Origin of the sequence: Thalassobaculum sp., assembly GCF_965223715.1 — a bacterium.
In the GTDB taxonomy this organism is placed as follows: domain Bacteria; phylum Pseudomonadota; class Alphaproteobacteria; order Thalassobaculales; family Thalassobaculaceae; genus Thalassobaculum.
This window is the reverse complement of record NZ_OZ245012.1, coordinates 1,195,074-1,218,611: the sequence shown is the minus strand read 5'-3', so window position 1 is coordinate 1,218,611 and position 23,538 is coordinate 1,195,074. Positions and strand designations below refer to the sequence as shown.

Sequence of the window (23,538 nt, the reverse complement as noted above, 5' to 3'; positions counted from 1 at the left end):
TCAGGCCTCTACGTCCAGCCTGGATCCCTTCTTACCGCATACCAACATTATCTTATGCCCCTGAATGCGGCCGTCGATCTTAGCTTCGGCCGCCTTAAAATCGACAATTTCGAAATTGCTCCAAATCTTGGAGAACCACCAAGACGGAGAGCGAAGAAGAATGTGAGCATTTCGGCCACAATCCAACTCGTTTTGAGATGGAAAGCAACTTATGACGAAAATTGCTGCTCTTTCGAACTTGGATGCCATATGCGCAAGTGCCGCATCGATGTAGTCCGCCTCAATATACTCACAAACGTCTAAACAAACTAAAATATCCGCCGTCTTAGGGTCGGATGAAAACTCATAGATCGCTGGATCATACGGGATGTACTCCGCTGAAATTCCGGCCGAACTCATATACTCCTTCAGCTTTCCCTTCCCAGCCCCGTAATCCAGGACCGATCTCGCATTTGCCTGCTTCAGCATTGGCAAAATCACGCGTGCGCCATCAGCAGTGCCATAAGTCGGATCAAGATGGCGCTCTTCTTGTAACAATTTATAGTCATGGGAAATAAACATCCGAGAGATCCGACCTCATTTTACTGATTCATCCATAAACGTGCTCTGGGCACTTTATTCAGCTATTTCCCCAAATACCTCTGCGAACGCTCTGGACAAGCCGACGTATGTCTGCCTAGAAGCGGACCCTTAGTCCCAGATCAATAAGCAAGAGCAATGCCGGGAACCTTCTTACGACAAACCGCTAAGGCTTCATGCCCACGAAACTTATCATCCAATTTGGCTACGGCGGTCCTGAACTCTATTACATCAAAATGCTCCCAGAATTTGGCAAACCACCAAGAGGGCTGCCGGATAAGAACATGAGCATTTCTGCCATCTTCCATAATTTTCTTTGCTGGATAGCATGCGACTGCTAAAATGCAGAAATGCGTAAATTTTGAGTTCATATGCCTAAAGACATTATCGACATACTCTTCTTCGATATGCTCACAGACGTCCATACAAATTACTACGTCACCCGTTTGCGGGTCGGCTGAAAACTCACGTACAGCGGGGTCGTACGGAATATATCTCGCAGAGATTCCATATTGCCTTAAATACCCCTTAAGCTTTCCTTTACCAGCTCCATAATCGACGATTGATCTTGGCCGCATTCGCTGCAAATAGGGTATGACCGCCTTGTAGGCGGTGGCCGCACCATATTTCGGATCCTGATGTAATTTTTCCTGAATATCTTTATACTCTTCAGAAATCAGCATTTTTTGGATCGAACCTCATTTTTGTAAACTCAGGTTAGTCGCGTAGAGATTTTAAAATACGCGTTCATTCGCTACCCTGCCAAGCGTCAGTATCCAGATTTCCGTATTTATGGAAACGCTGCTCAAGGCAATAATCCTTCGACGATCAAGCTGCGTTTTCAAACCCTTGGGCTTCGAACAGCCGCCCGCCCGCGGGCACCGCGTCCTGCACGCCGGCGAGCCGCATCATGTGCCAGGCGAGGACCTGGTTGCTCGCGAGCACCGGCACGCCGATGCGGCGCTCCGCCTCGGCCAGGACCGGGGCCATGCGCAGGTTGGTGCAGGACATGAACACCCCGTCCACCTGCTGTCCGGCGACCGTCACTTCGATGGCCGCCAGAAGGGAGCGCGGAGTCATCCGGGCAACCACGCTCTCGCGCCCCTCGTCGAAGCTGGCGAAGGCGGCGATCTCGGTACCCGACGCCTGGAACGCCTCGCGCAGGGCGCGCGACACCGGCTCCACATAGGGCGACAGCAGGGCGATCCGGCGCAGACCGAGGGCCTGGAACGCCGCCCGGGCCGCCGAGAGCGGCTCGGTCACCGCCGCCTGCGGATAATGCTGATGAATGCAGGCCGACACGCCCCCGGGCCCGATCACGGTGGCACCCGACGTGCAGCCGTAGCCGATCACATCGAAGGGGGCCGTCTCCGGGAACATGGAGGCCGCCTGCGGGATGTCGTCGCGCATCTTCGCCAGTGTTTCGGCGGTGACGTCGGCGGCCATCTGGACCCGGCTGTGATAGAGCACAACACCGTCGGTCGGCACGAAGCAGCGGAACTCATGCTCGATGGTCTCGTCGGTCTTCAGCACGATCAGGCCGAGCGTCGCCCGGGTCCCGATCCCGTCATCCGTCTCGAAAGCGAGGGGCATTTTTCGATCCCTTTCGTTTCACGTCTCCCCGGCCTTGCGCCGGGACCTAGGGAAGCGGCGTGCTGCGGCCACTCTCTGAAACTCGGAAGCTCCAGCATGCGGGCATCCTGGGTCCCGGCTCAAGGCCGGGAAGACGCATTTGGGAAGGTGATAGGAATTAGGGACTGACGCGATGACGCCCCTCCTCTTCCTCCTCCCCTCCCACTCTTCCCGGCCTTGAGCCGGGACCCAGAATAGTCGCATGTCGGACCGCTGGAGTTGTGCAACGAGGGCCTCCGCAGGCCAGTTCCCTCGGCCGCAGCGCTAGGCTGCGAAAATGGGGTGCCTTATGACACGCTCAGCACCGGGATATCACGGGCGGCACGGCGGGTCAGCAGCCGCGGCGCACCGTCGGTGATGGCGATATTCTCCTCATGAACCATCATCTTGCCCGGTGCGGTCGCCATGCCCGGCTCCAGGGTCATCACGAAGCCCGGTTCGAGCACCGTGGTGTCCCAGTCGGTGATCGACGGGAACTCGGTCAGCACCATGCCGAGCCCATGGCCGAGCCGTCCGACCGCACCACCCGCCGAGGAGTCGGCCAGGGGGGCCGTCACCGCGTTCATCGCATGGAACAGATCCGCACAGGTCGCGCCGGCCCGCGCCGCCTTGAGCCCCGCCTCCGTCGCCTGCCAGACCGCCTCGTAGGACCGCTTCACCGCGTCAGAAGGGGGGCCGACCGAGAAGTTGCGGTCGAAGTCGCAGTAATAGCCGTCGAAAACCAGCCCGACATCGAGGATCAGCACGTCCCCTGCCCGAAGCCGGCGTTCCGAGGGTGGCGAAATGATGTCGCCATAACCGCCGGGCCCGGCCCCACCGACGAGGTAATCGACGTCGTCGGCACCGGCCTGCAGGCAGGCGATCTTGAAGGCGCGGAACACCTCCAGCTCGGTCATGCCCGCCCCGGCGATCTCCGGTAGTCGGTCGAAGGCGTCGCAGGCGATCCGGCAGGCCTCCGCGATCTTGTCGATCTCCGCCGGCGACTTCACCTGGCGCAATGCGCGCATCAGATGGGTGGCGTCCTGCCAGGCGATCCCCGGGAGCCCGTCGCGCAGCGCCTGCAGGCCGGCCAGCGGCATGCGGACATGGGTCTCGGACCCCATGAGCAGGCCGACCGTCCCGCCCTCGCCCACCGCCTCGCGCAAGGCGTCGGTCAGCAGGGTCAGGCCGTCATCCGTCGGATGCGGCGAGGACCAGGTGCGGATGTCGTCGATCCAGGTCCGCCCCATCGCCTCCGATCCGATGCCCGGAATGACGGCAACCGGTTTACCCGTGGCCGGAACCACCAGGAACCAGGGTCGGGTGGGACTCAGCCAGAACTGGGTGAGGAAGCCGGTGAACCAGCGGATGTCCGGCTCGGTGGTGAGAAGCAGCGCATCCAGCCCGCACGCCGCCATCAGGCGCTGGGCGCGGTCCAGCCGAGCGGCGAATTCGGCATCCGGGAATCCGCGCGTCGGTCGGGCGTCGGCCATGGCGGTCTCGCTGAAACTGCAATGCCCCATGGTTCCACGAACTCTCGACCGGAAACAATTGAAACAAAACGCCAAGCGACGCGAGGTCGGCCCGAAACATCCTCCCCCCAGATTTGCCATCCAACAGGATAGCGAACCGAGTCCCCCCACAGGAGGTCGCCATGAACCAAAGAACCGACAATCCCTTCGTGATCGCCGCCTCGGCCCTGGCCGAGCCGTACCTCGCCCTGGCCGGCATCGTCCGCCTGCTGACCTGGCCGCTCCGGTCGATCGCCCGGGCCTACCGCATGCGGCGCACCGCCCTGGAGCTGGAGAGCCTCGACGCCCGGACGCTGCGCGATATCGGCATCGAGCGCATGAGCATCAACCACATCGCGCGGGCCGCGGTGGACCATCCGTCCGCCGATCCGCGTCAGGCCGCGACCTGGCGTTGATGCGGAGACGCGGAGGATGGCGAGACATGGCATAGTATCGCGACTGCGTCCGGCCGCCCCCGGACATCCCACTGCCAGATCGCGACGCCGTCCCGCCATGACCGCCGATCCGAAAGCCGACCCCGCCATGATGACCTCGCCCGTGTCCGTCCCCGTCCGGTATGCGGAAATGGGCGAGGCCCATCGCGCCGCCCTGCTCGACTTCGCGGTGGCCCATTCCTCCATCGTCTTCTACCTGGTCGATCTCGATGCCAACCGTCGCACCGTCTACATCAGCGACAATGTGGAGGCGGTGACCGGCCATCCCGCCGCCCGCTTTATCGATGTGAGCGGCTTCGGGACCACGCTGATCCATCCCGACGATACCGAGGGCTATTTCGAGGCCCTGGATGCCGTCCCTGCAAGATCCGGCGAGACGGTTGTCGAGTACCGGCTGCGCGACAGCGTCGGTGACTACATGTGGATCCGCGACCGGCTGCGGATGATCGAGGACAGCGCCCCCGGCGAGCCGCGCATGCTGGTCGGCAGCATGGCCGACATCACCATCGAGAAGGAAGCGGTCGCCCGGGTCGGCCAGGCCGAGGCGATCAACCGGGTGCTGCTCGGCAACGTTCTCGACGCCATCGTCGCCACCGACGAACAGGGACTGATCGTCGAGTTCAACCCTGCGGCCGAGAAGATGTTCGGCTTTTCCCGGGGCCGGGCGATCGGCCAGCCGATCGGCGATCTGATCGTGCCCGACGACCAGCGCGCCGGCCACGACGCCGGCATGGCGCTGTTCACCGCGAACGGCCGGATGACCCGCCCGACCCGCCGCATGGAGACCCAGGCGAAGCGGGCCGACGGCAGCGTCTTCCCGGTCGAGATCGCCATCGCCCATGCCGAGATCGACGGCAAGGCGATCATCATCGCCGATATCCAGGACATCTCCGAACGGCTCGCCGCCCGGGCCGAGCGACAGAAGATCGCCCAGCTCCTTCAGGACGCCATCAACAGCATGAGCGAAGGCTTCGTCATCAGCGCGCCCGACAGCACCGTGCTGTACTGCAACGAGGCGTTCTCCGCCCCCTACGGCATGACGCCGGAGGAGATGGTCGGCAGCGACCGGACCCTGAACATCAAGCGCTTCTTCAAGAACGTCCGCCGGTTCGATGGGCGGCTGGTCGAGGGCGACACCAGCCAGATCCGCTGGATCGTCTCGCGCCTGGCCGAGTATGACGGCGAACCGATCGAGGTCGAGCTGACCAATGGCGAGTGGCGCCTGATGGTCAACCACCGCACCACCGACGGCGGCTCGGTGACCATCCGCGCCGACATCACCGGCCGCAAACGGGCCGAGCAGTCCCTGCGCCAGAGCGAGGCACTGATCCGGCGGATCCTGGACGCCTGCCCGGTGCCGGTCGGTATGACCCGGGCGGAGGACGGCCGGATCATCTACGAGAGCCCGGCATCGCGGCAGATGTTCCAGCGGGATTCCATGGGTGGGTCGATGTCCGCCCGGGATTTCTTCGTCGATCCCGCCGACCGCGACCGCTACCTGGAAATCCTGCGGCGCGACCGCCGGGTCGACGCGTTCGAGACCTTCCTGCGCCGGTCCGACGGCACCGAGTTCTGCGCCTCGGTCGCTGCCCGGCTGGTGGAGTACCAGGGCCATGAGGTGGTCGTCTCCTCGACCTACGACCTGACCGAACGCCGCAAGATGGAGGAGGAGATGGCCCGCCAGCGTGAGGCGCTCCACCAGTCGGAGAAGCTGAGCGCCCTGGGCGAGCTGCTGGCCGGGGTGAGCCACGAGCTGAACAACCCGCTCTCCGTGGTCGTCGGCCAGGCCATGCTGCTGCGCGAGACCGCCAAGGAGGCGGCGATCGTCGAACGCGCCCGCAAGATCGGCGACGCCGCGGACCGCTGCGCGCGGATCGTGAAAACCTTCCTCGCCATGGCCCGCCAGCAGCCGAGCGAGATGCGCCCGGTACGGCTGAACGACATCGTGGAGAGCGCGCTGGAGATGACCGGCTATATGCTGCGGACCCACGACGTGGATGTGAGCCTGGAGCTCAACCCGACCGTACCGCCGATCCTGGCCGACGGCGACCAGATCAATCAGGTGCTGACCAACCTGATCGTGAACGCCCTGCATGCCATGGAGAACCAGCCGACGCCGCACCGCCTGCGGTTGGTCACCCACTACGACCGCGGCCGGCGCCAGGCGGTGCTCAAGGTCATCGACAACGGCCGCGGCGTGCCCGAGGACGTGGCCTCCCGCATCTTCGAGCCGTTCTTCACAACCAAGGATCATGGCGAAGGCACGGGCATCGGTTTGACCATCGTCCACCGCATCGTCGATGCCCATGGGGGATCGATCTCCCTGGACAGCGCGCCCGGCAAGGGAGCCACCTTCGTGCTGCGCTTCCCCACCTGTGCGGCCGCCGGAGAGGACGGCAACGCAGCGGTTGACGGCGTGGAGGATACCGGCCTGACCGTGCTGGTGATCGACGACGAGCCCGACGTGGCCGAGATCATCCGCGAGTCCCTGGCGTCCGACGGCCATTCGGTCGATGTGGCGACCTCCGGCCGCGCGGCGCTCGAGCGGCTGCTGTTCCGCCAGTACGACGCGATCCTGAGCGACGTGCGGATGCCCGATCTCGACGGCCCGGCGCTCTATTCGGTGATCTGCGACCGCCATCCGGATCTGCTGGCCCGTATGGCCTTCGTCACCGGCGACACCATGAGCCCGGCGATCCGCCGCTTCCTCGACGATGCCGGCCGCCCCTATCTGGAAAAGCCGGTGATGCCGAGCGAGCTGCGCAATCTGATCGCGCGGCTGGCGGAGGCCGCGGCGTGAGCGATCGGATCCACATCGCCGTCGTCGACGACGAGCGCGACATCCGTGAGACCGTCGCCGAGTACCTGGAGATCAACGGCTACCGGGTCAGCAAGGCCGATGGCGGCACCGCCCTACGCCGATTGGTCGACCAGTCCGAGCTCGACCTGGTCATCCTCGACATCACCATGCCGGGCGAGGACGGGCTCAGTCTCGCCCGTCACCTGCGCGAGAAGAGCGGCGCCGGCGTGATCATGCTCACCGCCCGCGACGCGGTGGTGGAGCGGGTCATCGGCATCGAGATGGGGGCCGACGACTACGTGACCAAGCCGTTCGACCTGCGCGAACTGCTGGCCCGGGTGAAGGCGGTGCTGCGCCGGGTGCGGCGAACCGCCAACCCGGCGGTGGATGCCGGCCATCGGGTGGCCTTCGGCAGCCATGTGCTGGACCTGGACGCCCACAAGCTGTTCGACGGCGACGGCGGCGAGGTGGCGATCACGGCAATGGAATTCGACCTGCTGCGCGCCTTCGCCGAGCGGCCCAACCGGGTGCTGTCGCGCGAGCAGCTTCTGGACCTCGCCCATAACCGGGACAGCGATCCCTTCGACCGCTCGATCGACATCCGCATCGCCCGCCTGCGCCGCAAGATCGAGCCGGACCCGAAGACCCCGACCGTGATCAAGACCGTGCGCGGCGCGGGCTACCTGTTCGTCCCGGCGGCGGCCACGGGTTAATCGCCGCCTCTCCCCGGCCCTCCCAGGTTTGATCCGGGACGTCGATCTGCCCTCGCGCATGCGCCGGGTCCCGGCCCGCCCCCGGATCAGGTCCGGGGCGTCCGGGATGACGGTGATATTGGGCAAAGAAGAATGCGAGTTTGAGCCGCTGCAAGCCTCACTCATACAATTCTTCGCCCGTCATCCCGGACGACCCCGGGCTTGACCCGGGGGCGGGCCGGGACCCGGCGCGTTCGTCTTTTGCGGCATTTCTCACACCGGCTTCCCCACTGAAACGCTCCTGAAACCAAAACCCTCCTCCACCGACACCGAGACGAAAAGGTCGTCCGTCACCCTGGCTCCATCGAGAGTTCGACCGGAGCCGTCCTCAGATGTTCACCCTGCCCGTCGCCGGAACCGAGATCGCCGTTCATCGCAGCGGCAGCGGAACGCCCGTGGTCCTGCTGCACTGCTCGGCGGCCGGCGCGCGCCAGATGCAGCCCTTCTCCGAGGCCCTGCGCGACCGGTTCACCGTCGGCCCACTGGACATCCTGATGCCCGACCTGCACGGATACGGCGCCTCGGGCACGCGTCAGGGGACCCATCCGCCCGCCCTCGCCCATGACGCCGCCATCGTCGCCGCCCTGGCCCGCGACCTGGGCGGGCCGGTGCACCTGATCGGCCATTCCTATGGCGGTGCGGTCGCCCTCGCCGCCGCGCAGAGCCGGCCTGAACTGGTCCGCTCCCTGGTCCTGATCGAGCCGGTCAGCTTCCACCTGCTGCAGGGCGGCGACAGCCGCGACCATCTCCTGCTCGCCGAGATCCGCCGGATTGCCGAAGCTGTGCGACAGGGCGTGCAGGCCGGAATGCCCGAGCAGGGCATGGAGGCCTTCGTCACCTTCTGGAGCGGGCCCGGCACCTGGAATGCCCTGTCGGACCGGGCCCGGTCGGCGATGGCGCTGCACGCGCCGCAGGTCGCCCGGAACTTCCAGGCCGCCTTCGGCCATCCGGTCCGGCTGCACGATCTGTCCCGGTTCCCGATCCCCACCCGGCTGATTTTCGGCGGGCGCACCAGGCCGATCGCCCGGCGGATCATCGATCTGCTCGAGCGCACCCTGCCCGACGTGTCGCTGCGGATCGTGCCGGAGGCCGGCCACATGGCGCCGATCTCCGAGCCCGGCGCCACCGCCGCCCTGGCCGCGGCCCAGCTCTCCCTGATCCATCCCCGACCCGCGACAACCGCCGCCTGATCCCGACCGGCGCGCCGCAAGAAAGGACCCCCATGCAGACCTACACAAAGCCGCAGACCATCGCCCTGCACACCGGCCACCGGGCCGATCCGGGTGCCGGCTCGATTGCCGTGCCGATCCACATGACGACCAGCTACGACCTGGGCGACAGCGAGAACGGCCGCCAGCTCTTCGCGCTGGAGAAGATCGGCCACCTCTACACCCGCGTCAGCAACCCGACCACCGACGTGCTGGAGCAGCGCATCGCCGCCCTGGAAGGCGGCGTGGCGGCCCTGGCCACGGCATCCGGCCAGGCGGCGATCGTGCTGGCGATCCAGAACATCACCCATGCCGGCGACAACATCGTGGTGTCCAGCGAGCTGTATGGCGGCTCGGTCAACCTGTTCGCCAACACCCTGCCGACCATGGGCATCGAGGTTCGGTTCGTCGATCCGCGCGATCCGGAGGCCTTCCGCACCGCGGCCGACGACCGCACCCGCGCCTTCTACGGCGAGAGCCTGCCGAACCCGAGCCTGGTGCCCTTCCCGGTCCAGGAGGTCGCCCTGATCGGCGCGGAACTCGGCATTCCGCTGATCATCGACAATACCTGCGCGCCGGTGATCTGCCGGCCGATCGACCACGGTGCCCATATCGTTGTGCATTCCTCGACCAAATATATTGGCGGCCACGGCACCGCGATCGGCGGGCTGATCGTCGATGCCGGACGCTTCGACTGGGCGGCCCATGCCGAGCGCTTTCCCATGCTGAACCGGCCGGACCCGAGCTATCACGGCGCGGTCTGGGTGGAGGCCGCCGGGCCGCTCGGCCCCGTCGCCTACCTCCTTAAGGCTCGCGCCACGCTGCTGCGCGACACCGGGGCGGCGATGAGCCCGTTCAACGCCTTCCTGTTCCTGCAGGGGCTGGAGACCCTGGCTCTGCGGATGCGGGAGCACTGCCGCAACGCCGACACAGTGGCCCTGTTCCTGGCCGACCATCCGGCCGTCGCCCGGGTGATCCATCCGGGCCACTTCACCGGCTGGCAGAAGGAGCGGGTCGACACCTATCTCGGCGGGCGCCATGGCGGCCTGGTCGGGTTCGAGGCGATCGGCGGCGTGGATGCCGGGCGCCGCTTCATCGATGCCCTGCGGATGATCCTGCACGTCGCCAATATCGGCGACGCCCGCACCCTGGCGCTGCAGCCGGCGGTCTCGACCCACCAGCAACTTTCCGAAACCCGCCAGCGTGCCGCCGGCGTCACGCCGGGCTTCGTGCGCCTCTCGGTCGGCATCGAGGATATCGACGACATCCTCGCCGACCTCTCCCAAGCCCTGCAGGCCGCCGCCTCTCTCCAGGCGGCCTGACAGGCCGAGCGGGGGCGGCGTCCCCCTCATCCCCAAGCCGCCCCCGCTTCTCGCCCCACCCAGCTTCGGAGGGCCCATGGCCGTCATCCTGCCCCGCACCCTGCCCGCCGCCGCCCGGCTCCGCGCCGACGGGCATGACGTCGCCGACGAGCCGATGCCGGTGGATGGCACGGGCCTGCATCCGCGCGCCCTCACGGTGGTGCTGGTCAACCTGATGCCGGACAAGGCGTCGGTGGAGGCGGATTTCGGCCGTCTCCTCGCGGACGGGGGGCAGGACGTGCGGCTGCTGCTGGCGGTGCCCGAGGGCTATGTGACGACGGCCACGCCGGCGGACCACATGGCCCGGTTCTACCGGCCGTTCTTCGACCTGCCGCTCGCCCGGATCGACGCCGTGATCGTGACCGGCGCGCCGGTCGAGACCCTGCCCTTCGACCATGTCTTCTACTGGGACGGTCTGCGCCGGATCCTGGACTGGCTGGACAGCGCGCTGGTGCCATCCCTGCATGTCTGCTGGGGCGCGCAGGCGGCGATGTTTCATTATCACGGGGTGGATAAGCACCCGCTTCGGCGCAAGCGCTTCGGGCTTTACCCGCACATGCCCCTTGGCAGCGGACACGGCCTTCTGACCGGGATCGAGCTGCCGTTCCACATGCCGGTGTCGCGCCACGCCGAGACCCGGCTGGAGGATCTGGTCCGGCGGCCGGGCCTGCGTCCGGTGCTCACGGCCCCGGTCGCCGGTGTCGGGCTGGTGCGCGACCGCACCCGGCCGGCGGTTTATTGCCTGAACCATCCGGAATACGGGCCGCAGCGGCTGCTTCAGGAATTCACCCGTGACCGCAGCACCGGCCGGCAGATCGATCCGCCGGTCGGCTATGACGCTGCGCTGCGACGCCCGCAGGTCGGGTGGCAGGCCGCCGCGCGCAGCCTGTACCGCAACTGGCTGACCGAGATCGCCGCCGCCGACCCGCGCACCAGCGCCGACGTCGCGCTGGACTGGCTGCTGCGCGCCCAGCTTTCCGGCGGCACCGCCCCAGCCGGCAGCCCCTGCCGGCTGCAGTGAAGGACCCATGCGCTTGCCCGAGAATCCCGCCGCCCTGCCGACCAGACCGGCCCGCGTCCATGCCGAAGCGGTGGTGAATGCCGCCCGCGCCCTGGTGAAGGGGAGCGCGCCCGACGGCCTGTTCGGCCCGGACGTTCAGATCGCCCTGCGCGGCTATCGCGCCGGGATGGTCGATCGCACCGCCCTGCTCGACGCCCTCACGACCGCCTACCGCCGCCTGGGGCGGGACGCGACCCTGTTCGACAGCCGGGGCAACCTGATGAAGATGTGAGGGGGGATACAACTTCTCCCCATTTACGTCTTCCCGGCCCTGCGGCGGGACCCAGGGTGACGCTCTCTGGAGCGACGCTCAGGTATGGTCGACGTTCCAGCACATGGATGGCTGGGTCCCGGCGCAGAGCCGGGAAGACGGGGGTGTTTGATATGAGAAAGCCCGGCCCAGGTATCCCGGGCCGGACTTCGTATCGGTCAGACGTGCGTCGGCTAGCCCGCCGCGCTCACTTCAGCGCCTCATCCGTGATCTTGCTGGTCCACGCCCCTTCCGGCTTCTTGGAGATCACCGGGTCGGAGCCGCCGGCCAGCAGGGTATCCACCGTGCGGGTGTAATCGGCCTCGTCCAGTGCGCCGTTGGAGCCGGCGGTCAGCTTGGCGATCTCGCCCATCATGCGCTTCTGGTGCTTCTCGGTCTGCGCACCGCTCGCGTCGTTGTCGAGCACGATCTCGGCGGCCTCGTCCGGGTTCGCTTCCGCCCACTTCCAGCCCTTCATGGAGGCGCGCACGAAGCGGACCATCTTGTCCACGAAGGCCGGGTCGTCGAGCTTGTCCTCCATCACGTAGAGGCCGTCCTCGAGCGTCGCCACGCCCTGGTCCTGGTACTTGAAGACCACCAACTCGTCGGCCGGGATGCCGGCGTCGATGACCTGCCAGTACTCGTTATAGGTCATGGTCGACACGCAGTCGGCCTGCTTCTGCAGCAGCGGATCGACGTTGAAGCCCTGCTTCAGGACCTTCACACCCTCGGCCGAGCCGTCGGTCGGGATGCCGAGCTGGGACATCCAGGACAGGAACGGATACTCGTTGCCGTAGAACCACACGCCCAGGGTCTTGCCCTTGAAGTCCGCCGGCTTGGTGATGCCGGTGTCCTTGCGGCAGGTCAGCATCATGCCCGAGCTCTTGAACGGCTGGGCGATGTTGACCAGCGGCACGCCCTTCTCGCGGCTGGCGAGCGCGGACGGCATCCAGTCGATGATCACGTCGGCACCGCCGCCGGCGATCACCTGCGGCGGGGCGATGTCCGGGCCGCCCGGCTTGATGGTGACGTCGAGATTCTCCTCGTCGTAGAAGCCCTTGTCCTTGGCGACGTAGTAGCCGGCGAACTGGGCCTGGGTGACCCATTTGAGCTGCAGCGTCACCTCGTCCGCCGCCATGGCCTGGGAGGCGGCCAGACCCATCACTCCCAATACGGCTCCTGCAATCAGTCTGCGCATGTCTGTGCTCCCTGTTCTTGTTGATGCACCCGCCGTCCCGCCCCGCTTTGTCAGGTCCGGTTCGACGGATGCCAGAAGGTGACGGCCCGCTCCACGAGCGCGACGGCACCGAAAAACGCGGAGCCGGCCACAGCGGCCACCGCGATCTCTGCCCACACCATGTCGACGTTCATGCGGCCGACCTCGGTGGAAATGCGGAACCCCATGCCGACGATGGGGGTGCCGAAGAATTCCGCCACGATGGCACCGATCAGCGCCAGGGTGGAGTTGATCTTCAGCGCGTTGAAGATGAAGGGGGCCGCCGCCGGCAGCCGCAGCTTCACCAGGGTCTGCCAATAGCCGGCCGCGTAGGTGCGCATCAGGTCGCGCTCCATCCGCCCGGCCTCGGCCAAGCCGGCGACCGTGTTCACCAGCATCGGGAAGAATGTCATGACCACGACCACCGCCGCCTTGGACGGCCAGTCGAAGCCGAACCACATCACCATGATCGGCGCGATGCCGATGATCGGCAGGGCCGAGACCAGATTGCCGACCGGCAGCAGCCCGCGCTGCAGGAAGGGCGAGCGGTCGATGGCGATGGCGGCCAGGAAGGCCGAGCCGCAGCCCAGCGCGTAGCCGATCAGAACGGCCTTGAGGAAGGTCTGCTGGAAGTCGGCCCAGAGGATCGGAATGGAGGCGGCGAAGCGGGCGCCGATGGCCGAGGGCGGCGGCAGCAGCACCATGGGCACGTTCAGGCCCCGGGTGATCACCTCCCACAGCATCAGCAGGGTGACGCCGAACAGCACCGGCACGGCGAGGGCGGCCCATCGCCCGCCCCGGCCGGAGGCGGTCAGCCGCTCCACGAACAGCCAGGCGGCGAGCCAGCCGGCGGCGGCGAGACACCAGAAGCCGGCCGCCCCCCGGTCGATCACCGTCAGCGACATCGGCAGGGCGATCCCGGCGGCCAGGGTGAGGCAACCGTCCACCGAGAGCGGCAGCGGTCGGCGGAACCGGATCAGGGTCAGCGCACACAGCAGCGCGAAGGTCGCCAGGAACGGCGTGTCCAGCAGCCCCGTCTCCGCCGAGAGCGGGAGGACGAGACCGAGCAACCCGAGTAGCCCGATCGCCCCCGCGAGGCCGGTCTGCAGCCGGGTCATGGCCGCACCCCCATGCGCCGGGACACATAGCCGCCGGCGGCCCCCACCAGCGTGACCAGCACCGAGGCCAGCACGGCGGCCACGATCAGCGCCGACCAGATCTGCACCGTCTGACCGTAATACGAACCGGCCAGCAGCCGGGCGCCCAGCCCGGCCACGGCGCCGGTCGGCAACTCGCCGACGATGGCGCCGACCAGGCTGATGGCGACGGCCACCTTCATGGAGGCGAAGAGATAGGGCATCGAATGGGGCCAGCGCAGCTTCCAGAACACCTGGGCGGTGGAGGCGCTGTAGGTCCGCATCAGGTCGAGCTGGATCGACTCGGGCGCGCGCAGGCCCTTCACCATGCCGACCACGACGGGGAAGAAGCTGAGATAGGTGGAAATCAGCGCCTTGGGCAGCAGGCCGGACAGGCCGACTGCGTTCAGCACCACGATGATCATCGGCGCGATCGCCAGGATCGGAATGGTCTGGCTGGCGATCACCCACGGCATGACAGAGCGGTCGGTCGCCCGGTTATGAACGATGGCCACGGCCAGCACGACGCCCAGCACCGTTCCGATGGCGAAGCCGGCCAGTGTCGCCGAAAGCGTGATCCAGGCGTGGTAGACGAGACTGCGCTTGGAGGTGACCTTCTTCTCCACCGTGGTCTGCCAGATCTCCACCGCCACCTGATGCGGGGATGGCAGGACCGGGCGCTCCTGCGCCATGGTGTCGACAACCAGATCGGTCGCCGTCCAGTCCCTGCCCTCGCGTTCGTACACGCCGAGCTGCCAAGGGGTGTTCAACCAGACGGTGGCGGCGTACCAGATGCCAATGATCGCCGCGACGACGACCAGAATGGGAAAGGTCTTGCCGCCCCCCGCCGTCATTCCGCGTCCTCGTAGGAATGGCCGGCCCGCAGCCCCTCGCGCACCCGATGAGCGATCTCCAGGAACTCGGGCGTCTCGCGGATGTCGAGCGGCCGTTCGGCCGGCAGGGTGCTCTCGATGACGTCGGTCACCCGGCCCGGCCGCGGCGACATGACGACGATCTTGGTGGAGAGATAGACCGCCTCGGGAATGGAATGGGTCACGAAGGCGATGGTCTTGGTGGTGCGCGCCCAGAGCTGCAGAAGCTGCTCGTTCAGGTGGTCGCGCACGATCTCGTCCAGGGCGCCGAACGGCTCGTCCATCAGCAGGATGTCGGCGTCGAAGGACAGCGCCCGGGCGATCGAGGCGCGCTGCTGCATGCCGCCGGAGAGCTGCCAGGGGAACTTGTTCTCGAAGCCGGTCAGGTTCACCAGTTCCAGGGTCCGGGCAACCCGCTCCTGCTGCTCGGCCTTGGAGTAGCCCATGATCTCCAGCGGCAGCGCCACGTTGCGGGCGATGGTCCGCCAGGGATAGAGGGCGGCGGCCTGGAACACGTAGCCGTAGGCCCGATCCAGCCGCGCCTGTTCCGGCGAAACGCCATTGACCGAGATGCTGCCGCCGGTCGGCTGTTCCAAATCGGCGATCACCCGCAGCAGGGTGGTCTTGCCGCAGCCGGACGGGCCGATGAAGGAGACGAAATCGCCCTTCTCGATGGTCAGCGACACATCGCTCAGCGCGTGGACCGGCCCGTCGCCGGTCTGAAACGTGAGGTCCAGGTGGTCAGCCCGGATCACGGGCCGACCGCTCGACGAAGCAGTAGTCAAGGCGACGCCCTCCTCGGCGCTCTTCTCGCACCCCGTCTCCCGGAGCGCGTCATATGCGGATCAGACGCCGGCCGGCATCTTGGCCGGATCGCGGATCACCTTGCGCGGGGCCGTGATCTCCTTCCAGGTCGACAGCGCCCGGTTCGGCGCCGGGTTCGGCGGCCGCTTCACGAACTCGCCATGGCCGGGCCGCGCCTTCACCTCGCTCTCCACCACCGCGACCTCGCCCCGGGTCAGGGTGTAGCGCGGCAGACCGGTCACCTCGATGCCCTCGAACACGTTGTAGTCGATGGACGACTGCTGCTTGTCGGCGGTGATCGTCTTCGAGCGCTTGGGATCCCACACCACGATATCGGCGTCGGAACCCTCGCGGATCGCGCCCTTGCGCGGGTACATGTTCAGGATCTTGGCGATGTTGGTGGAGGTGACGGCCACGAACTCGTTCATGGTCAGCCGGCCGGTATTCACCCCCCGGCTCCACAGCACCGGCAGGCGGTCTTCCAGGCCGCCGGTACCGTTCGGGATCTTGGTGAAGTCGCCGACGCCGTAGCGCTTCTGCTCGGTGGTGAAGGCGCAGTGGTCGGTCGCCACCACCTGCAGGCTGCCGGCGGCGAGGCCGGCCCACAGCCCGTCCTGGTGCAGCTTGGAGCGGAACGGCGGCGACATCACCCGGCGGGCGGCATGGTCCCAGTCCGGGTGCTGATACTCGCTCTCGTCCAGCACCAGATGCTGGACCAGCGGCTCGCCGAAGACGCGCATGCCCTTCTGCCGGGCCCGACGGATCGCCTCGTGCGCCTGCTCGCAGGAGACGTGGACGATGTAGAGCGGCACGCCGGCCATGTCGGCGATCATGATGGCGCGGTTCGCCGCCTCGCCTTCCACCTCCGGCGGGCGGGAATATGCATGCGCCTCCGGTCCCGTATTGCCCTCGGCCATCAGCTTGGCCTGGAGCTGGGCGACCACGTCGCCGTTCTCGGCATGGACCAGGGGCATCGCACCCAGATCGGCGCAGCGCTGGAACGACGAGTACATCTCGTCGTCGTCGATCATCAGCGCGCCCTTATAGGCCATAAAGTGCTTGAAGGTGGTGATGCCGCGATCGACCACCGTCTCCATCTCCTTCCAGACCTGCTCGCCCCACCAGGTGATGGCCATGTGGAAGGAATAGTCGGCGCAGGCCTTGGATGACTTGTTGTCCCAGGCCTGCATCGCCTCCAGCAGCGACTGGCCCGGGGCCGGCAGGCAGAAATCCACCACCATGGTGGTGCCGCCGGACAGGCCGGCGCGGGTGCCGCTCTCGAAATCGTCGGAGGAATAGGTGCCCATGAAGGGCATTTCCATATGGGTGTGCGGGTCGATCCCGCCCGGCATCACGTAGCAGCCGGCGGCGTCCAGCACCTCGTCGCCGGACAGGTTCGGACCTACGGCCGTGATCCGGCCGCCCTCCACCAGGACATCCGCCTCGAAGGTCAGGTCGGCGGTGACGACGGTCCCGCCCTTGATCACCTTGCTCGCCATCTACTCCTCCTCTGTCCTTTGCGGATCTGTTTGTTGATAGCTAGGTCAGGAGACGATCTCCGCCGCCTCGACCACGGCCTGGAACAGCACGTCGGTGCCGGCCCGCGCCCATTCGGGGGAGATCTCCTCCGCCTCGTTGTGGCTCAGCCCATCGACGCAGGGGCACATGACCATGGCGGTCGGTGCGACCCGGTTGATCCAGCAGGCGTCATGGCCGGCGCCGGAGACCAGGTTGCGGTGGCTGTAGCCGAGACGCTCGGCAGCCTCGCGGATCATGGTGACGCAGCCCTTGTCGAATTCGACCGGATCGAAGCCGCCGACCTTCTCGACCTCCATGGTCAGGCCGATCTCGTCGCAAATCTTCTGCGCGCCTTCCTTCAGCCGGGTCTCCATGTCCTCGATCACCGCCTTGTTCGGCGAGCGGAAGTCCACGGTGAAGACCGCGCGGCCCGGGATGATGTTGCGGGAGTTCGGGTAGACCTCGCAGTGGCCGATGGCACCGACCGCGTGCGGTTCGTGGCTCCAGGCGATCTCGTCCACGAGCTGGGTGATCCGCGCCATGCCGAGCCCGGCATTCACCCGCATCGGCATGGGGGTGGAGCCCGTGTGGCTCTCCTTGCCGGTGACGGTGAACTGCAGCCAGCTCAAACCCTGGCCGTGGGTCACCACGCCGATATCCTTGCCCTCGGCCTCCAGGATGGGGCCCTGCTCGATATGCAGCTCGAAGAAGGCCTTCATCTTGCGGGCGCCGACCTCCTCGTCGCCGACCCAGCCGATGCGCTTCAGCTCGTCGCCGAAGCTCTTGCCCTCACGGTCGGTGCGGGCATAGGCCCAGTCCAGGGTATGGATGCCGGCGAACACGCCGGAGGCCATCATCGCCGGAGCGAAACGCGTCCCCTCCTCGTTGGTCCAGTTGACCACGACGATCGGGTGTTTGGTCTTCACGCCGGCCTCGTTCAGGGTGCGCACGACCTCAAGGGCGCCGAGCACGCCCAGAACGCCGTCGTATTTGCCACCGGTCGGCTGGGTGTCGAGATGGCTGCCCACATACACCGGCAGCGCGTCCGGGTCGGTGCCCTCGCGCCGGAAGAACATGTTGCCGGCCTTGTCGACGCCCATGGTGCAGCCCTCTGCCTCGCACCATTTCTGGAACAGGGCGCGGCCCTCGGCGTCCTCGTCGGTCAGGGTCTGGCGGTTGTTGCCGCCGGCGATGCCCGGACCGATCTTCGCCATCTCCATCAGGCTGTCCCACAGCCGATCGCCGTTGATCCGAAGATTGCTCGCCGCCGACATGCCGGACTCCCCTGTTCCTGCCCGGGAGTCCGCCCGCCCGCCGAAGCCCCCAACCGCTTGGGGGTTGCAGGCCGCGCGACTTCCGCCTGTAATCACCATGACCTTGACCAAATGGTCAAAAACTAGGCTATCAGGCCATGGTTGCCGGTCAAGGTCATAGTTTGCCCGCCGCCTGCCCGATTTTTGTGCAGAATCATGCGCCTATCGGGCCCTGGAGACAGTCTCGGAGACGCATGGCCCGCGCCGCAGAAACCCGCCGCCGCACACGCATCCAGGTGGAGAAGGAAGGCCGGATTCTGTCCTCGGCCCTGGACGTCTTCGCCCAAAGCGGCTTCGCCGGCGCCACCCTGGACGAGATTGCCGCCGGGGCGGGCATGTCGAAGCCCAACCTGATCTATTATTTCGCCAGCAAGGAAGAGATCTACCGGGCGGTCCTGGGCCGCACGCTTGAGACCTGGCTGGAACCGCTGATCGCCCTCGACCCGGCGGGCGAACCCCTGGCGGAGATCCGCGGCTATATCCGCCGCAAGCTGGAGATGTCCCGCGACCGGCCGCAGGAATCGCGCCTCTTCGCCGGCGAGGTCCTGGCCGGAGCACCCCTGATCCGCGACGTGCTGGAGGGCGAGCTGAAGGGCCTCGTGGACGAGAAGGTGGCGGTGATCCGCGAGTGGATCGCCGACGGCAAGCTGGCGCCCCACGACCCGTATCATCTGATCTTCGCGCTCTGGGCGACGACCCAGCATTACGCCGATTTCGACGCCCAGGTTCAGGCGGTGATCGGCCGCCAGACCGATGAGGCCGCGCGCTACGCCGGCGCCGAACGGTTCATGGAGGACGTGATCCTGCGGGGATTGCGGCCGGACACCTGACCGAATTTTTTTCCTGCACTCCCCGGACCTGTTCCGGGGCCCACTCATCACCCCACACGATCGTTTCCATTGAAGCGTAGGCCCCGGAATGAATCCGGGGAGTGAGTTAAGAGGGGGAGGGATTTTTCCCTACCGCGCCACATCCCGGTTCGCGACCAGCATGAGCAGCGCCAGGACCGTCGCCGCCACGCCGAGCAGCACCGGCGGCTCGACCCAGCCGTGGCCGCTCAGCCCCTCCAGCACGATCACCACCGTCGGGATCAGATAGCCGTAGGCCATCACCTTGGCCGCCGGCAGCCGCAGGGCGCCGTAACGCATCAGGAAGAAGGTCAGCGCCGAGGCGAAGACCGAGATGTACACCGCCGTCACCCAGACAATCGCCGGGAGGTCCGTCCAGTCGGTGCGCAGGATCGCCGGGAAGGCGTAGAACCCCACCACCAGGAACCCGCCGAGCACGGTCCACAGGGTGAAGAGCTTGCCGCTCTCGCCGCGATTGAGCACGGTGATGAGCGGGATATAGAGCGCGTGACAGACGCAGGCGCCGAGGAAGATCAGCTCGCCCGCCCCCACATCGAAGGCCAGCATGGCGCCGACGTCGCCGCGGAACACCACCCAGACCGCCCCGCTCGCCGCCAGCAGCAGGCTGCCGCCGACCAGCGGGCTGATCCCCTGGCGCAGGATGAGGAAGCCGAACAGCGCGGTCATCAGCGGCGTCATGGTGAAGACGGCCGCGAGGCTCACCGGGTCGGTCAGCCGCAGCGCCTCGAACATCAGCACGAAATAGGAGCCAAGCAGCACGCCGAGCAGAAGGAAGCGCCAGGGCGCGGTGACCGTCAGCCGCCGCTCGCCCTTGGGCCCGGCCAGGATCACGCCCGCCATCACGCCGGCGGCCAGGGCGAAGCGCAGGGCCGTCAGGGCACCCGGGTCGATATGCGGGGCCGTCAGGTGGCCCAGGGTGAACGACCCGCTGATCAGCGTGGCGAAGAGCAGCATGGCCGCATGGCCCTTTAGCGCTTCCAGACGGGCGGGGGAGGTGTCGGTCATGCGGGATCGGCGGGTTCCGTTATGTCGGTCGGCGCCCCGGTCGGGCGCCCCAGGGGTGTGCGGCCGCAGGGCGACCCGGTCAAGGGGCGTTTGCCTCCACCGGCTACCGCTACCCCGCCGTCCCTCTCCCGTCATCCTGACGCACGTCAGGATCAACACTCCCAGGTCAGGCTCGGCTCCAGATCCTGATTTGCATCAGGATGACGATCGGGTGGTGGGGTCGGCGGCCTGGTCCTGACTTGCGTCAGGACGACGGCTGGGTTTCGGCCTGCGCTCCGCGTTTCCCCTATTCCACGCCCCTACTCCGACTACCGCTAACCCGCCGTCCCTCTCCCGTCATCCTGACGCACGTCAGGATCAACACTCCCAGGTCAGGGTCGGCTCCAGATCCTGATTTGCATCAGGATGACGAAGGGGTGGAGGGGTCAGCGGCCTGGTCCTGACTTGCGTCAGGACGACGGCTTGGGCTCGAGCTGCGCCCCGCCTACCCCAACTCCACCGCCCTATTCGGCCGCCACCGAGGACGGGTTGTTCGGGTGCTGGGTCCAGTTGCCGTAGTCGGCCTGGACGGTCCGTCCCGTGCGCGGATCCACGCTGCCCGCCGGCAATTTCTCCATGGTGATGCAGCCGTCCACCGGACAGACATTGACGCAGAGATTGCAGGCCACGCATTCGGCGTCGATCACCTCGAAGTGCCGCACACCGTCCTTCATCGCCGTGATCGCCTGGTGCGAGGTGTCCTCGCAGGCGATGTGGCAGCGGCCGCACTTGATGCAGAGATCCTGGTCGATCCGCGCCTTGGCGACGTAGTTCAGGTTCAGGTACTGCCAGTCGGTCACGTTCGGCGTCGCCAGCCCGGTGAAGTCCGAGGTGCGCGCGTAACCCTTGCCGTCCATCCAGCGCGACAGGCCGTCGATCATCTCCGTCACGATGCGGAAGCCGTAGGTCATGGCGGCGGTGCAGACCTGCACGTTGCCGGCGCCGAGCGCCATGAACTCCGCCGCGTCGCGCCAGGTGGTCACCCCGCCGATGCCGGAGATCGGCAGCCCCGCCGTCTCTGTGTCGCGGGCGATCTCGGCCACCATGTTGAGGGCGATCGGCTTCACCGCCGGCCCGCAATAGCCGCCATGGCTGCCCTTGCCGTCGATCGTCGGCTCCGGCGCCATCAGGTCGAGATCGACCGAGGTGATGGAACTCACCGTGTTGATCAGCGACACCGCGTCGGCGCCGCCCTTCTTCGCCGCGCGGGCCGGGTAGCGGATGTCGGTGATGTTCGGGGTCAGCTTCACGATCACCGGCATGCGGGTGTTCTGCTTGCACCAGCGGGTGACCATTTCGATGTATTCCGGCACCTGGCCGACGGCGGAGCCCATGCCGCGCTCGGACATGCCGTGGGGACAGCCGAAATTCAGTTCCACCCCGTCGGCGCCGGTTTCCTCAACCTGCTTCAGGATCTCAGTCCAGCAGACCTCCTCGCAGGGCACCATGAGCGACACCACCACCGCCCGGTCCGGCCAGGCGCGCTTCACCGCCTTGATCTCGTCCAGATTGGTCTGCAGCGGCCGGTCGGTGATCAGCTCGATGTTGTTCAGGCCGAGCAGCCGGCGATCCGCCCCCCAGACGGCGCCGTAGCGCGGGCCGTTGACGTTGACGATGTGCGGATCGAGACCGAGGGTCTTCCACACCACCCCGCCCCAGCCGGCCTGGAAGGCGCGGACCACGTTGTATTCCTTGTCCGTCGGCGGGGCCGACGCCAGCCAGAACGGGTTCGGGGACTTGATGCCGACGAAGTCGCTGCGCAGGTCTGCCATGCTCTGATCCTCCGTCTCACGCCGTCAGGGCGCGGTGGATGCTTTCGGCGGCGTCGCGGCCCTGGGCCACCGCCGTCACGGTCAGGTCGTCGCCCGCCGCCACGCAGTCGCCGCCGGCCCAGACCCGGTCGAGGCTGGTGCGGAACTCGTCGTCGACCACCAGCCGGCCGCGCTCGGTCGCCGGGCCTTCCGGCGCCTCCAGGGTCTGGCCGATGGCCTTCAGCACCACGTCGGCGGCGACGAAGAACGTCTCGCCTGTTCCCTCAAGCCCCTTGGCGCCGGCGCGGGTGTACTCGAACTCCACGCCCCGCCGCTCGCCTTCGGAGACCACGCGGACCGGTTTCGCCCAATGTTTGATCGTCACACCTTTGGTCTGGGCCAGATCCTGCTCAAACAGGCTCGCGTTCATGGATTCCTGGCCGCGGCGGTAGACGATGGTGACGTCCTCCGCCCCCAGCAGCTTCGACTGCACCGCCGCATCGATCGCGGTCATGCCGCCACCGATCACCACCACCCGGCGGCCGATGGCGAGCGAGGACGGGTCCTGCGACGACCGCAGCTCGGCGATGAACTCGACCGCATCCTCCACACCCGGCAATTCCTCGCCCGGCACGCCGAGCGCGTTCACGCCGGCAAGGCCGATGCCGAGGAACACGGCGTCATAATCCCATTTCAGCCCCTCGATGGAGATGTCTCGGCCGAGCGCCTTGCCCGTCTCCAAGGTGATGTTGCCGATGCCCAGCACGAAATCGACCTCCTCGCGGGCGAAGCCGCCGGGGGTCTTGTAGGCGGCAATGCCGTATTCGTTCAGCCCGCCGGGCTTCGGCTTGGTGTCGAACAGGGTCACCGCATGGCCCTTCATCGCCAGCCGGTGGGCGCAGGCGAGCCCCGCCGGGCCGGCGCCGACCACGGCGACCTTCTTCCCGGTGTTGCAGGCCCGCTCATACGGGTGGGTATTGGCCGCCATCAGATGGTCGGTGGCGAAGCGCTGCAGCCGGCCGATCTCCACCGGCTTGCCCTCGGCGGCCTCGCGCACGCAGGCCTCCTCGCAAAGGGTCTCGGTCGGGCAGACCCGGGCGCACATGCCGCCCAGGATGTTCTGGTCGAAGATCGTCTTCGCCGCACCCGCCGGGTTGTCCGCGGCGATCTGGCGGATGAACATCGGGATGTCTATGGTGGTCGGACACGCGGTCATGCACGGCGCGTCGTAGCAGAAGTAGCAGCGGTCGGCGGCGACCGCCGCCTCGTGCCGGGTCAGCGGCGGGTGGAGATCCGCGAAGTTCGCGGCGACCTGTTCCGACGTCAGCCTGCCGGCCTTAACGTCCGCTCCCTCGAAACCATGCGTCATGGCACTCTCCCATGGCCGGACCAGGGGAAAAGCGTGCCTGTCGTCAAAAGTTTTATCAA

21 protein-coding genes are annotated in these 23,538 nt (G+C 66.8%); 8 read left to right on the top strand and 13 right to left on the bottom strand.

Annotated features, from left to right (window positions below):
- From ACOQOP_RS05635 to ACOQOP_RS05620, 4 genes are all read right to left on the bottom strand, one after another.
- Complete coding sequence (locus ACOQOP_RS05635; protein ID WP_420565345.1) at positions 1 to 561, bottom strand: methyltransferase domain-containing protein; 561 nt, start codon at positions 559 to 561, stop codon at positions 1 to 3.
- Between the two features lie 140 nt (positions 562 to 701).
- Positions 702 to 1,262, bottom strand: a complete 561-nt coding sequence (locus tag ACOQOP_RS05630; RefSeq protein WP_420565344.1) for a methyltransferase domain-containing protein — start codon at positions 1,260 to 1,262, stop codon at positions 702 to 704.
- A 145-nt stretch (positions 1,263 to 1,407) separates the two neighbouring features.
- Entirely contained in the window at positions 1,408 to 2,172 is a 765-nt protein-coding gene (locus ACOQOP_RS05625) for a maleate cis-trans isomerase family protein (protein WP_420565343.1), read from the bottom strand.
- A 326-nt stretch (positions 2,173 to 2,498) separates the two neighbouring features.
- A complete protein-coding gene (locus ACOQOP_RS05620; protein ID WP_420565342.1) occupies positions 2,499 to 3,683 on the bottom strand; it encodes a M24 family metallopeptidase in 1,185 nt (394 codons plus the stop codon).
- A gap of 161 nt (positions 3,684 to 3,844) precedes the next feature.
- Here ACOQOP_RS05620 and ACOQOP_RS05615 point away from each other — a divergent pair, with 161 nt between their 5' ends.
- From ACOQOP_RS05615 to ACOQOP_RS05585, 7 genes are all read left to right on the top strand, one after another.
- Positions 3,845 to 4,117 (top strand): DUF1127 domain-containing protein, encoded by a 273-nt coding sequence (locus tag ACOQOP_RS05615; RefSeq protein WP_420565341.1) that lies wholly within the window; start codon positions 3,845 to 3,847, stop codon positions 4,115 to 4,117.
- Between the two features lie 142 nt (positions 4,118 to 4,259).
- Complete coding sequence (locus tag ACOQOP_RS05610; protein WP_420565340.1) at positions 4,260 to 6,956, top strand: PAS domain-containing hybrid sensor histidine kinase/response regulator; 2,697 nt, start codon at positions 4,260 to 4,262, stop codon at positions 6,954 to 6,956.
- A complete protein-coding gene (locus ACOQOP_RS05605; protein WP_420565339.1) occupies positions 6,953 to 7,669 on the top strand; it encodes a response regulator in 717 nt (238 codons plus the stop codon). The genes ACOQOP_RS05610 and ACOQOP_RS05605 overlap by 4 nt, the downstream gene beginning before the upstream one ends.
- 371 nt (positions 7,670 to 8,040) lie before the next feature.
- A complete protein-coding gene (locus tag ACOQOP_RS05600; protein ID WP_420565338.1) occupies positions 8,041 to 8,898 on the top strand; it encodes an alpha/beta fold hydrolase in 858 nt (285 codons plus the stop codon).
- A 32-nt stretch (positions 8,899 to 8,930) separates the two neighbouring features.
- Complete coding sequence (locus ACOQOP_RS05595) at positions 8,931 to 10,238, top strand: O-acetylhomoserine aminocarboxypropyltransferase/cysteine synthase family protein (RefSeq protein ID WP_420565337.1); 1,308 nt, start codon at positions 8,931 to 8,933, stop codon at positions 10,236 to 10,238.
- A gap of 76 nt (positions 10,239 to 10,314) precedes the next feature.
- Complete coding sequence (locus tag ACOQOP_RS05590) at positions 10,315 to 11,298, top strand: homoserine O-acetyltransferase/O-succinyltransferase family protein (protein WP_420565336.1); 984 nt, start codon at positions 10,315 to 10,317, stop codon at positions 11,296 to 11,298.
- A 7-nt stretch (positions 11,299 to 11,305) separates the two neighbouring features.
- On the top strand, positions 11,306 to 11,569 hold the full coding sequence (locus tag ACOQOP_RS05585; protein WP_420565335.1) for a hypothetical protein: 264 nt from the start codon (positions 11,306 to 11,308) through the stop codon (positions 11,567 to 11,569).
- A 226-nt stretch (positions 11,570 to 11,795) separates the two neighbouring features.
- Here ACOQOP_RS05585 and ACOQOP_RS05580 read toward each other — a convergent pair whose 3' ends face one another.
- Genes ACOQOP_RS05580 through ACOQOP_RS05555 form a run of 6 tightly spaced genes read right to left on the bottom strand, consistent with a single transcriptional unit; the run spans position 11,796 to position 18,407 of the window.
- A complete protein-coding gene (locus ACOQOP_RS05580; RefSeq protein ID WP_420565334.1) occupies positions 11,796 to 12,785 on the bottom strand; it encodes an ABC transporter substrate-binding protein in 990 nt (329 codons plus the stop codon).
- Between the two features lie 50 nt (positions 12,786 to 12,835).
- On the bottom strand, positions 12,836 to 13,921 hold the full coding sequence (locus tag ACOQOP_RS05575; protein ID WP_420565333.1) for an ABC transporter permease: 1,086 nt from the start codon (positions 13,919 to 13,921) through the stop codon (positions 12,836 to 12,838).
- Positions 13,918 to 14,793: an ABC transporter permease gene (locus ACOQOP_RS05570; protein ID WP_420565332.1), complete on the bottom strand. Its 876-nt coding sequence runs from the start codon at positions 14,791 to 14,793 to the stop codon at positions 13,918 to 13,920. Before ACOQOP_RS05570 ends, ACOQOP_RS05575 begins: the two co-directional genes overlap by 4 nt.
- Positions 14,790 to 15,596: an ABC transporter ATP-binding protein gene (locus ACOQOP_RS05565; RefSeq protein WP_420565331.1), complete on the bottom strand. Its 807-nt coding sequence runs from the start codon at positions 15,594 to 15,596 to the stop codon at positions 14,790 to 14,792. Before ACOQOP_RS05565 ends, ACOQOP_RS05570 begins: the two co-directional genes overlap by 4 nt.
- A gap of 60 nt (positions 15,597 to 15,656) precedes the next feature.
- The gene (gene hydA, locus ACOQOP_RS05560; RefSeq protein ID WP_420565330.1) at positions 15,657 to 17,114 is read right to left on the bottom strand and encodes a dihydropyrimidinase; all 1,458 of its coding nucleotides are present in this window, start codon (positions 17,112 to 17,114) and stop codon (positions 15,657 to 15,659) included.
- Between the two features lie 45 nt (positions 17,115 to 17,159).
- The gene (locus tag ACOQOP_RS05555; protein WP_420565329.1) at positions 17,160 to 18,407 is read right to left on the bottom strand and encodes a Zn-dependent hydrolase; all 1,248 of its coding nucleotides are present in this window, start codon (positions 18,405 to 18,407) and stop codon (positions 17,160 to 17,162) included.
- Positions 18,408 to 18,640: 233 nt separating this feature from the next.
- Between ACOQOP_RS05555 and ACOQOP_RS05550 the strand changes: the two genes are divergently transcribed.
- Positions 18,641 to 19,276, top strand: coding sequence for a TetR family transcriptional regulator C-terminal domain-containing protein (locus tag ACOQOP_RS05550; RefSeq protein WP_420565328.1), 636 nt, complete (start codon positions 18,641 to 18,643; stop codon positions 19,274 to 19,276).
- Between the two features lie 129 nt (positions 19,277 to 19,405).
- Here ACOQOP_RS05550 and ACOQOP_RS05545 read toward each other — a convergent pair whose 3' ends face one another.
- From ACOQOP_RS05545 to ACOQOP_RS05535, 3 genes are all read right to left on the bottom strand, one after another.
- Entirely contained in the window at positions 19,406 to 20,320 is a 915-nt protein-coding gene (locus ACOQOP_RS05545) for a DMT family transporter (RefSeq protein WP_420565327.1), read from the bottom strand.
- A 503-nt stretch (positions 20,321 to 20,823) separates the two neighbouring features.
- Positions 20,824 to 22,131, bottom strand: a complete 1,308-nt coding sequence (preA, locus tag ACOQOP_RS05540) for an NAD-dependent dihydropyrimidine dehydrogenase subunit PreA (RefSeq protein ID WP_420565326.1) — start codon at positions 22,129 to 22,131, stop codon at positions 20,824 to 20,826.
- Positions 22,132 to 22,147: 16 nt separating this feature from the next.
- Positions 22,148 to 23,479 carry an NAD(P)-dependent oxidoreductase gene (locus ACOQOP_RS05535; RefSeq protein WP_420565325.1) on the bottom strand — a complete coding sequence of 444 codons (1,332 nt, stop codon included), beginning with the start codon at positions 23,477 to 23,479 and terminating at the stop codon, positions 22,148 to 22,150.
- Positions 23,480 to 23,538: the final 59 nt, after the last annotated feature.

What these genes read in the sequence shown, in the direction of transcription:
- ACOQOP_RS05635 (WP_420565345.1), bottom strand. Translation starts at nt 561, where the DNA reads ATGTTTATTTCCCATGACTATAAATTGTTACAAGAAGAGCGCCATCTT.
- ACOQOP_RS05630 (WP_420565344.1), bottom strand. Translation starts at nt 1,262, where the DNA reads ATGCTGATTTCTGAAGAGTATAAAGATATTCAGGAAAAATTACATCAG.
- ACOQOP_RS05625 (WP_420565343.1), bottom strand. Translation starts at nt 2,172, where the DNA reads ATGCCCCTCGCTTTCGAGACGGATGACGGGATCGGGACCCGGGCGACG.
- ACOQOP_RS05620 (WP_420565342.1), bottom strand. Translation starts at nt 3,683, where the DNA reads ATGGCCGACGCCCGACCGACGCGCGGATTCCCGGATGCCGAATTCGCC.
- ACOQOP_RS05615 (WP_420565341.1), top strand. Translation starts at nt 3,845, where the DNA reads ATGAACCAAAGAACCGACAATCCCTTCGTGATCGCCGCCTCGGCCCTG.
- ACOQOP_RS05600 (WP_420565338.1), top strand. Translation starts at nt 8,041, where the DNA reads ATGTTCACCCTGCCCGTCGCCGGAACCGAGATCGCCGTTCATCGCAGC.
- ACOQOP_RS05595 (WP_420565337.1), top strand. Translation starts at nt 8,931, where the DNA reads ATGCAGACCTACACAAAGCCGCAGACCATCGCCCTGCACACCGGCCAC.
- ACOQOP_RS05590 (WP_420565336.1), top strand. Translation starts at nt 10,315, where the DNA reads ATGGCCGTCATCCTGCCCCGCACCCTGCCCGCCGCCGCCCGGCTCCGC.
- ACOQOP_RS05585 (WP_420565335.1), top strand. Translation starts at nt 11,306, where the DNA reads ATGCGCTTGCCCGAGAATCCCGCCGCCCTGCCGACCAGACCGGCCCGC.
- ACOQOP_RS05580 (WP_420565334.1), bottom strand. Translation starts at nt 12,785, where the DNA reads ATGCGCAGACTGATTGCAGGAGCCGTATTGGGAGTGATGGGTCTGGCC.
- ACOQOP_RS05575 (WP_420565333.1), bottom strand. Translation starts at nt 13,921, where the DNA reads ATGACCCGGCTGCAGACCGGCCTCGCGGGGGCGATCGGGCTACTCGGG.
- ACOQOP_RS05570 (WP_420565332.1), bottom strand. Translation starts at nt 14,793, where the DNA reads ATGACGGCGGGGGGCGGCAAGACCTTTCCCATTCTGGTCGTCGTCGCG.
- hydA (WP_420565330.1), bottom strand. Translation starts at nt 17,114, where the DNA reads ATGGCGAGCAAGGTGATCAAGGGCGGGACCGTCGTCACCGCCGACCTG.
- ACOQOP_RS05555 (WP_420565329.1), bottom strand. Translation starts at nt 18,407, where the DNA reads ATGTCGGCGGCGAGCAATCTTCGGATCAACGGCGATCGGCTGTGGGAC.
- ACOQOP_RS05550 (WP_420565328.1), top strand. Translation starts at nt 18,641, where the DNA reads ATGGCCCGCGCCGCAGAAACCCGCCGCCGCACACGCATCCAGGTGGAG.
- ACOQOP_RS05545 (WP_420565327.1), bottom strand. Translation starts at nt 20,320, where the DNA reads ATGACCGACACCTCCCCCGCCCGTCTGGAAGCGCTAAAGGGCCATGCG.
- preA (WP_420565326.1), bottom strand. Translation starts at nt 22,131, where the DNA reads ATGGCAGACCTGCGCAGCGACTTCGTCGGCATCAAGTCCCCGAACCCG.
- ACOQOP_RS05535 (WP_420565325.1), bottom strand. Translation starts at nt 23,479, where the DNA reads ATGACGCATGGTTTCGAGGGAGCGGACGTTAAGGCCGGCAGGCTGACG.